This window comes from Pseudomonas sp. yb_5 (genome assembly GCF_043103865.1).
Classification (GTDB): Bacteria; Pseudomonadota; Gammaproteobacteria; order Pseudomonadales; family Pseudomonadaceae; genus Aquipseudomonas; species Aquipseudomonas putida_Y.
In genome coordinates, this window is sequence record NZ_JBICKE010000052.1 from 90,496 (window position 1) to 98,754 (window position 8,259).

General features: G+C 61.7%; 10 protein-coding genes. All 10 read left to right on the forward strand.

The features are described 5' to 3' along the window. Nucleotides 1-87: 87 nt before the first annotated feature. The 10 genes from ACF8GF_RS07450 to hisC all read left to right on the forward strand — a co-directional run bounded on the left by ACF8GF_RS07450 (nt 88) and on the right by hisC (nt 8,177). Nucleotides 88-897 (forward strand): ATP-binding cassette domain-containing protein, encoded by an 810-nt coding sequence (locus ACF8GF_RS07450; protein ID WP_003255127.1) that lies wholly within the window; start codon nt 88-90, stop codon nt 895-897. Next, a complete protein-coding gene (gene mlaE, locus ACF8GF_RS07455) occupies nt 897-1,694 on the forward strand; it encodes a lipid asymmetry maintenance ABC transporter permease subunit MlaE (RefSeq protein ID WP_003255125.1) in 798 nt (265 codons plus the stop codon). Before ACF8GF_RS07450 ends, mlaE begins: the two co-directional genes overlap by 1 nt. Then, nucleotides 1,694-2,179, forward strand: coding sequence for an outer membrane lipid asymmetry maintenance protein MlaD (gene mlaD / locus ACF8GF_RS07460; protein WP_176683740.1), 486 nt, complete (start codon nt 1,694-1,696; stop codon nt 2,177-2,179). Before mlaE ends, mlaD begins: the two co-directional genes overlap by 1 nt. A 9-nt stretch (nt 2,180-2,188) precedes the next feature. Beyond that, complete coding sequence (locus tag ACF8GF_RS07465; RefSeq protein ID WP_176683739.1) at nt 2,189-2,836, forward strand: phospholipid-binding protein MlaC; 648 nt, start codon at nt 2,189-2,191, stop codon at nt 2,834-2,836. Beyond that, nucleotides 2,833-3,135 (forward strand): lipid asymmetry maintenance protein MlaB, encoded by a 303-nt coding sequence (locus tag ACF8GF_RS07470; protein WP_176683738.1) that lies wholly within the window; start codon nt 2,833-2,835, stop codon nt 3,133-3,135. The genes ACF8GF_RS07465 and ACF8GF_RS07470 overlap by 4 nt, the downstream gene beginning before the upstream one ends. Nucleotides 3,136-3,252: 117 nt before the next feature. Next, nucleotides 3,253-3,492, forward strand: a complete 240-nt coding sequence (locus ACF8GF_RS07475) for a BolA family protein (RefSeq protein WP_003255121.1) — start codon at nt 3,253-3,255, stop codon at nt 3,490-3,492. 23 nt (nt 3,493-3,515) lie between these two features. Next, on the forward strand, nt 3,516-4,781 hold the full coding sequence (gene murA / locus ACF8GF_RS07480; RefSeq protein WP_176683737.1) for a UDP-N-acetylglucosamine 1-carboxyvinyltransferase: 1,266 nt from the start codon (nt 3,516-3,518) through the stop codon (nt 4,779-4,781). A gap of 91 nt (nt 4,782-4,872) precedes the next feature. Further along, a complete protein-coding gene (gene hisG, locus ACF8GF_RS07485) occupies nt 4,873-5,508 on the forward strand; it encodes an ATP phosphoribosyltransferase (protein ID WP_176683736.1) in 636 nt (211 codons plus the stop codon). A 294-nt stretch (nt 5,509-5,802) separates the two neighbouring features. Continuing rightward, on the forward strand, nt 5,803-7,128 hold the full coding sequence (gene hisD, locus ACF8GF_RS07490; RefSeq protein WP_176683735.1) for a histidinol dehydrogenase: 1,326 nt from the start codon (nt 5,803-5,805) through the stop codon (nt 7,126-7,128). Between the two features lie 2 nt (nt 7,129-7,130). After that, entirely contained in the window at nt 7,131-8,177 is a 1,047-nt protein-coding gene (gene hisC / locus ACF8GF_RS07495) for a histidinol-phosphate transaminase (RefSeq protein WP_176683734.1), read from the forward strand. Nucleotides 8,178-8,259 lie beyond the last annotated feature (82 nt).

Here is an 8,259-nt window from a genome sequence, read left to right on the forward strand (position 1 = left end):
CCGCTATTCGGCCTGTCAGGGGTGCTTGTGCCTTCCAGATGGAGGCCGGCGTCCATTAGGACGAGGCTGCATAAGCAAGGAGTCTAGATGAGTGTGGATAGCGCCTACGCGGTCGAGTTGAAGGGTGTGACCTTCAAACGCGGTTCGCGCAGCATTTTCAGCAACGTCGACATCAGCATCCCGCGCGGCAAGGTCACCGGCATCATGGGGCCATCGGGTTGCGGCAAGACCACGTTGCTCCGCCTGATGGGCGCGCAGTTGCGCCCCGCGAGCGGTGAGGTATGGGTTGCCGGGCAGAACCTGCCGACGCTGTCGCGCAGCGACCTGTTCGACGCCCGCAAGCAGATGGGCGTGCTGTTTCAGAGCGGCGCGTTGTTCACCGACCTCGATGTGTTCGAGAACGTTGCGTTCCCGCTGCGCGTGCATACTCAGCTGTCGGACGAGATGATCCGTGACATCGTGTTGATGAAGCTGCAGGCCGTGGGCCTGCGCGGTGCCATCGACCTGATGCCCGACGAGCTGTCCGGTGGCATGAAGCGCCGTGTGGCACTGGCCCGGGCGATTGCCCTGGACCCGCAGATCCTCATGTACGACGAACCGTTCGTCGGCCAGGACCCGATCGCCATGGGGGTACTGGTGCGCCTGATTCGCTTGCTCAACGATGCTTTGGGCATCACCAGTATCGTGGTTTCCCATGACCTGGCAGAAACCGCCAGCATCGCCGATTACATCTACGTGGTAGGTGACGGTCAGGTGCTGGGCCAGGGGACGCCTGATGAGCTGATGGGCTCGGACAATCCACGGATCCGCCAATTCATGAAAGGCGATCCGGACGGCCCGGTTCCCTTCCACTTTCCCGCGCCTGACTACCGCGCCGACCTGCTGGGGGCGCGTTGATGCGCAGAAAATCCTTACTCGAACGTGTCCGCCTGCTGGGCCGCTCGGCAATCGACGTGCTGGCCGTGCTCGGGCGTTCGTGCCTGTTCCTGTTCCATGCGCTGGTCGGTCGCGGTGGCATTGGCGGCGGTTTCCAGCTGCTGACCAAGCAGTTGTACTCGGTCGGTGTGCTGTCGCTGGCGATCGTCGTCGTGTCCGGGGTGTTCATCGGCATGGTGCTGGCGCTGCAGGGCTACAGCATCCTGACCAAGTACGGCTCGGAGCAGGCGGTAGGGCAGATGGTCGCCCTGACCCTGCTGCGTGAACTTGGCCCGGTGGTAACGGCATTGCTGTTTGCCGGCCGTGCCGGTTCCGCGCTGACCGCTGAAATCGGCAACATGAAGTCTACCGAGCAGCTGTCGAGCCTGGAAATGATCGGTGTCGACCCGCTCAAGTACATCGTTGCACCACGCTTGTGGGCCGGTTTCATCTCGCTGCCGTTGCTGGCGCTGATCTTCAGCGTGGTCGGTATCTGGGGTGGTTCGTGGGTGGCGGTGGACTGGCTGGGCGTCTACGAGGGCTCGTTCTGGGCCAACATGCAGAACAGCGTTTCTTTCACTGACGACGTGCTCAACGGGCTGGTCAAGAGCCTGGTGTTTGCTTTCGTCTCGACCTGGATCGCCGTATTCCAGGGGTACGACTGTGAGCCCACCTCAGAAGGGATCAGCCGTGCAACCACCAAGACCGTGGTCTATGCCTCGTTGGCAGTGCTGGGTCTGGACTTTATTCTGACCGCCTTGATGTTTGGAGATTTCTGATGCAAAACCGCACCCTGGAAATCGGTGTCGGCCTGTTCCTCCTGGCCGGGATCCTGGCGCTGCTGCTGCTGGCCCTGCGTGTCAGCGGGCTGTCGGCCAGCCCGAGCAGTGATACCTATAAAGTTTATGCTTACTTCGACAATATCGCCGGTTTGACGGTCAGAGCTAAAGTGACCATGGCCGGTGTGACCATCGGCAAGGTCACCGCCATCGATCTGGACCGTGATTCCTACACCGGTCGGGTGACGTTGCAGCTGGACAAGTCGGTCGATAACCTGCCGACCGACTCCACTGCCTCGATCCTGACCGCCGGTTTGCTTGGTGAGAAGTACATCGGCATCAGCGTTGGCGGTGAAGACGAAGTCCTCAAGGATGGTTCAACCATCCATGACACTCAGTCGGCACTGGTGCTGGAGGATCTGATTGGCAAGTTCCTGCTCAACTCTGTTGGCAAGGAACCGAAAGAAGCGCAACCGGCTAATTAAGGAGTATCCATGATTTCGATCCTGCGACGTGGCCTGCTAGTGCTACTGGCGGCCTTCCCCCTGCTGGCTCTGGCTGCGCAGACACCGCACGATGTGGTTCAGGGCACCACCAATGAACTGCTCGGCGACCTCAAGGCCAACAAGGAGCAGTACAAGTCCAACCCCAACGCCTTCTATGACTCACTCAACCGCATTCTCGGCCCGGTGGTGGATGCTGACGGTATCTCGCGCAGCATCATGACCGTGAAGTACTCGCGCAAGGCGACCCCGGAGCAGATGCAGCGCTTTCAGGAGAACTTCAAGCGCAGCCTGATGCAGTTCTATGGCAATGCCTTGCTCGAATACAACAACCAGGGCATCACTGTCGACCCGGCTAAAGCCGATGACGGCAAGCGCGCCAGCGTCGGCATGAAGGTTACCGGCAACAACGGTGCCGTTTACCCCGTGCAGTACACCCTGCAGAACATCGGCGGCGAGTGGAAGGTGCGTAACGTGATCGTCAACGGCATCAACATTGGCAAGCTGTTCCGTGACCAGTTCGCCGATGCCATGCAGCGCAACGGCAACGACCTGGACAAGACCATCGATGGCTGGGCAGGCGAAGTGGCCAAGGCCAAGCAGACGGCCGACAGCTCGCCAGAGAAGAGCGTCAAATGAGTGAGGCTGCTGTAAGCATGGCAGAGCCGGGCGTGCTACGTCTGACTGGCGTGCTGGATTACCGCAGCGGCCCGGCCTTGCGCAAGCAAGGCAAGGTGCTGATCGATGGCTCGCGCGAGCCGCGACTGGTGCTTGATTGCTCGGCTGTCGAGAAGTCTTCGAGTGTCGGCCTGTCGCTACTGCTTGGGTACATTCGTGATGCTCAGGCCACCGGCAAGGCGTGCGAGGTGCGTGGCATGCCCGACGACATGCGGGAAATTGCCGAGGTCTATGATCTCGATGAAGTGCTGGCAAGCTAATGGCCAGGCACGAATGATGGCCCCTCGGTCAGCGAAGCCTTCGTTGGGCTTCGCAGGCGAGGGGCTTTTTTGTATGATGGCCGACCCGTGCGCATCGGGCGCCGATTGAGGTTGAGCATGCAGGCCGTAGAAGTTAAAAGCTTCCTTGAAGAGAAATTGCCGGGTTCCCGGGTCGAAGTTGAAGGCGAAGGCTGCAACTTCCAGTTGAACGTGATCAGCGACGAGTTGGCTGGCCTGAGTCCGGTCAAACGCCAGCAGGCGATCTATGCTCACCTGAATCCGTGGATCGCCAATGGCAGCATCCATGCGGTAACCATGAAATTTTTCAGCAGCGCAGCCTGGGCTGAGCGCACCTGAGCCAACTTGGCGGCGAGACTCCAATGGACAAACTGATTATTACTGGCGGCGCTCGCCTTGACGGCGAGATCCGCATTTCGGGTGCGAAGAACGCAGCCCTGCCGATTCTGGCAGCGACTCTGCTGGCCGATGGCCCGGTCACCGTGGGCAACCTGCCGCACCTGCACGACATCACCACCATGATCGAGCTGTTCGGACGCATGGGCATCGAGCCTGTGATCGACGAAAAGCTGTCGGTGGAGATCGATCCACGCACCATCAAGACCCTGGTCGCGCCGTACGAGCTGGTCAAGACCATGCGCGCCTCGATCCTGGTGCTGGGCCCGATGGTTGCCCGTTTCGGCGAGGCCGAAGTGGCCCTGCCTGGCGGTTGCGCCATCGGCTCGCGCCCGGTCGATCTGCATATTCGTGGTCTTGAGGCCATGGGGGCGAAGATCGAAGTGGAAGGCGGCTACATCAAGGCCAAGGCGCCTGAAGGTGGCCTGCGCGGTGCGCACTTCTTCTTCGACACCGTCAGCGTGACCGGTACCGAGAACATCATGATGGCCGCTGCCTTGGCCAAGGGCCGCAGCGTGTTGCAGAACGCCGCGCGTGAGCCTGAAGTGGTCGACCTGGCCAACTTCATCAACGCCATGGGCGGGAACATTCAAGGTGCAGGTACCGACACCATCACCATCGATGGTGTCGAACGACTGGATTCGGCCAACTACCGCGTGATGCCGGACCGCATCGAGACCGGTACCTACCTGGTCGCCGCTGCCGTGACCGGTGGCCGTGTCAAGGTCAAGGACACCGACCCTACCATCCTTGAAGCCGTGCTGGAAAAACTCAAGGAAGCGGGTGCCGACATCACCACCGGCGAAGACTGGATCGAACTGGACATGCATGGCAAGCGGCCGAAAGCCGTCAACCTGCGTACCGCCCCGTACCCGGCGTTCCCGACCGACATGCAGGCGCAGTTCATCTCGCTGAATGCCATTGCCGAAGGCACTGGCGCGGTCATCGAGACCATCTTCGAAAACCGCTTCATGCACGTTTACGAAATGCACCGCATGGGCGCGCAGATCCAGGTCGAAGGCAACACCGCCATCGTCACTGGCGTCAAGGCGCTGAAGGGTGCCCCGGTCATGGCCACCGACCTGCGTGCTTCCGCCAGCCTGGTGCTGTCGGCGCTGGTTGCCGAAGGCGATACCCTGATCGATCGCATCTACCACATCGACCGTGGTTACGAGTGCATCGAGGAAAAACTGCAGATGCTCGGCGCGAAAATCCGCCGCGTACCGGGCTAATGCCCCGCGGGTGCAAGGACGCACCTTTTGAATTGAATGCGGCCAGGTCGATGACCTGGCCGGCAGCAGCCGCTTAAGGACCGACGTTCCAATGTTGACCATCGCGCTTTCCAAAGGCCGTATTCTCGACGATACCTTGCCGTTGCTGGCCGAGGCTGGCATCGTGCCGACCGAAAACCCGGACAAGAGCCGCAAGCTGATCATCCCTACCACGCAGGACGACGTGCGTCTGCTGATCGTGCGTGCCACCGACGTGCCGACCTATGTCGAGCATGGTGCCGCCGACCTGGGTGTGGCCGGCAAGGACGTGCTGATGGAGTACGGCGGCCAGGGCCTGTATGAGCCCCTGGACCTGCAGATTGCCCAATGCAAGCTGATGACCGCGGGCGTAGTCGGCGCAGCCGAGCCCAAGGGGCGCCTGCGCGTGGCCACCAAGTTTGTCAACGTAGCCAAGCGTTACTACGCCGAACAAGGTCGCCAGGTCGACATTATCAAGCTGTATGGCTCGATGGAGCTTGCACCGCTGATCAACCTTGCCGACAAGATCATCGACGTGGTCGACACCGGCAACACCCTGCGTGCCAACGGCCTGGAGCCCCAGGAGCTGATCGCCACGATCAGCTCGCGCCTGGTGGTCAACAAAGCCTCCATGAAAATGCAGCACGCCCGTATCCAGAGTCTGATCGAGACGCTGCGCGAAGCGGTCGAATCGCGACACCGCGGCTAACGCTCTACTTGCTGCGCGCGGCCTTCGCTGTCGCGCCCGTCTATCCGCGTCATAGCCATTTTTCTCGGGTGCCCGCGCGGATGGACTGGTAGCTTGGGATTGTGCGAAAAGTCGCCGAGCGGCGATCATGCAAGAACGAAAACAGGCGAGGAACGGCCGGGGTCGCGCCCGACTTTGCTGGTTGCAAATGAGCATTCCGAGCCTGTTTTTAACGTAGCATGGTCGTCGCGCAGGCACTTTTCGCCCAACCCCCTAGGGCGCCTGAGCATTCGCTATTATTACGAGGCCCTCGCCATGACCGTGTCCACTGCAATTGCCCGTCTCAACGCTGCTGATCCGGATTTCGCCCGACATCTGGATCATCTGCTGAGCTGGGAAAGTGTGTCCGATGACGCGGTCAATCAGCGCGTGCTCGACATCATCAAGGCCGTGCGCGAACGCGGCGATGCGGCACTGGTGGAATTCACCCAGCGTTTCGATGGCGTTGATGCCAAGTCGATTGACGACCTGATCCTTGATCGCGCGCGCCTGGAACTGGCGCTGACCCGTATCACCCCCGTCCAGCGTGAAGCCCTGGAAAAGGCCGCCAACCGTGTGCGCATCTATCACGAGCGGCAGAAGCAGGATTCCTGGCAGTACACCGAGGCCGACGGCACCGTGCTCGGCCAGAAGGTCACCCCGCTGGACCGTGCTGGCCTGTATGTGCCGGGCGGCAAGGCGTCGTACCCGTCGTCGGTGCTGATGAACGCCATCCCGGCCAAGGTTGCCGGCGTGGCTGAAGTGGTGATGGTGGTACCGACCCCGCGGGGTGAGGTCAACGAGCTGGTGCTGGCGGCTGCCTGCATCGCCGGTGTCGACCGGGTGTTCACCGTCGGCGGTGCCCAGGCCGTGGCTGCGCTGGCCTACGGCACTGAAAGCGTGCCGCAGGTGGACAAGATCGTCGGCCCGGGCAACATCTACGTTGCCACCGCCAAGCGCCACGTGTTCGGCCAGGTAGGCATCGACATGATCGCCGGCCCCTCGGAAATTCTCGTGGTGTGCGACGGCCAGACCGACCCGGACTGGATCGCAATGGACCTGTTCTCCCAGGCCGAGCACGACGAAGACGCCCAGGCCATCCTGGTCAGCCCGGATGCCGCCTTCCTCGATCGCGTGGCCGCCAGCATCGACAAGCTGATGCCGACCATGGAGCGTGCCGATATCATCGAGAAGTCGATCAATGGCCGTGGTGCGCTGATCCAGGTGCGAGACATGCAGCAGGCCATGGAAGTGGCCAACCGCATCGCACCGGAGCACCTGGAGCTGTCGGTGGCCGACCCGCAAGCCTGGCTGCCACACATTCGCCACGCTGGCGCGATCTTCATGGGCCGCCACACCAGCGAAGCGCTGGGCGATTACTGCGCTGGCCCTAACCACGTGCTGCCCACTTCAGGTACCGCGCGTTTTTCGTCGCCGCTGGGGGTGTATGACTTCCAGAAGCGTTCGTCGATCATCTTCTGCTCCGAGCAGGGCGCGTCCGAGCTGGGTCACACTGCCTCGGTCCTGGCCCGTGGCGAGTCGCTTACTGCCCACGCCCGTAGTGCCGAATACCGTATCCTGACCCAAGACAAGGGGAACTGAGCATGAGTCGATTCTGGAGCCCCTTCGTCAAGGGCCTGGTGCCTTACGTGCCGGGCGAGCAACCCAAGCTGGCGCGCCTGGTCAAGCTGAACACCAACGAAAACCCCTATGGCCCGTCACCCAAGGCGCTGGAGGCCATGCGCGGCGAGCTTAACGATAACCTGCGCCTGTATCCGGACCCGAACGGTGACCGTCTCAAGCAAGCGGTGGCCGAGTACTACGGCGTGACGCCGGCGCAAGTGTTTGTCGGCAACGGCTCGGACGAGGTGCTGGCGCACATCTTCCATGGCCTGTTCCAGCACGATGCGCCCCTGCTGTTCCCGGACATCAGCTACAGCTTCTACCCGGTCTACTGCGGGCTGTACGGCATTGCCTTCGAACAGGTGGCGCTGGATGAGCAGTTCCAGATCCGCATCGAGGACTACAAAAAGCCCAACGCTGGCATCATCTTCCCCAACCCCAACGCGCCGACCGGTTGCCTGATGCCGTTGCAGGTGGTGGAGCAGTTGCTGCAGGCCAACCGTGATTCGGTGGTGGTTGTGGATGAGGCCTACATCGATTTCGGTGGTGAAACGGCGATCAGCCTGGTGGACCGCTACGATAACCTGCTGGTTACCCAGACGCTGTCGAAGTCGCGCTCGCTGGCGGGTCTGCGAGTTGGCCTGGCGGTAGGGCACCCGGACCTGATCGAAGCGCTGGAGCGGATCAAGAACAGCTTCAACTCCTATCCGCTGGACCGTGCAGCTATCGTCGGCGCGGCGGTGGCGTTCGAAGACCGTGAGTATTTCGAGGAAACCTGCCGCAAGGTGATAGACAGCCGCGAGGAACTGGTCGGGCAGTTGCAGGCCAAGGGCTTTGAGGTGCTGCCGTCGGCTGCCAACTTCATCTTCGCCCGCCACCCCCAGCAGGATGCTGGCGAGCTGGCGGCACGCTTGCGCGAGCAGGGCGTGATCGTGCGCCACTTCAAGCAGCCGCGTATTGCCCAGTTCCTGCGGATCACCATCGGTACGCCGGAAATGAACCAGGCACTGCTGGATGCGTTGAACTGACGTGTAGGAGCGGGTTTACCCGCGAATACGGTAGCGGCGGCAGCGGCGAACGGTCGGTGGAAATTGGCCAGCAGGCCCGGCC

What these genes read in the sequence shown, in the direction of transcription:
- mlaE (WP_003255125.1), top strand. Translation starts at nt 897, where the DNA reads ATGCGCAGAAAATCCTTACTCGAACGTGTCCGCCTGCTGGGCCGCTCG.
- ACF8GF_RS07465 (WP_176683739.1), top strand. Translation starts at nt 2,189, where the DNA reads ATGATTTCGATCCTGCGACGTGGCCTGCTAGTGCTACTGGCGGCCTTC.
- ACF8GF_RS07475 (WP_003255121.1), top strand. Translation starts at nt 3,253, where the DNA reads ATGCAGGCCGTAGAAGTTAAAAGCTTCCTTGAAGAGAAATTGCCGGGT.
- ACF8GF_RS07450 (WP_003255127.1), top strand. Translation starts at nt 88, where the DNA reads ATGAGTGTGGATAGCGCCTACGCGGTCGAGTTGAAGGGTGTGACCTTC.
- murA (WP_176683737.1), top strand. Translation starts at nt 3,516, where the DNA reads ATGGACAAACTGATTATTACTGGCGGCGCTCGCCTTGACGGCGAGATC.
- hisG (WP_176683736.1), top strand. Translation starts at nt 4,873, where the DNA reads ATGTTGACCATCGCGCTTTCCAAAGGCCGTATTCTCGACGATACCTTG.
- ACF8GF_RS07470 (WP_176683738.1), top strand. Translation starts at nt 2,833, where the DNA reads ATGAGTGAGGCTGCTGTAAGCATGGCAGAGCCGGGCGTGCTACGTCTG.
- mlaD (WP_176683740.1), top strand. Translation starts at nt 1,694, where the DNA reads ATGCAAAACCGCACCCTGGAAATCGGTGTCGGCCTGTTCCTCCTGGCC.
- hisC (WP_176683734.1), top strand. Translation starts at nt 7,131, where the DNA reads ATGAGTCGATTCTGGAGCCCCTTCGTCAAGGGCCTGGTGCCTTACGTG.
- hisD (WP_176683735.1), top strand. Translation starts at nt 5,803, where the DNA reads ATGACCGTGTCCACTGCAATTGCCCGTCTCAACGCTGCTGATCCGGAT.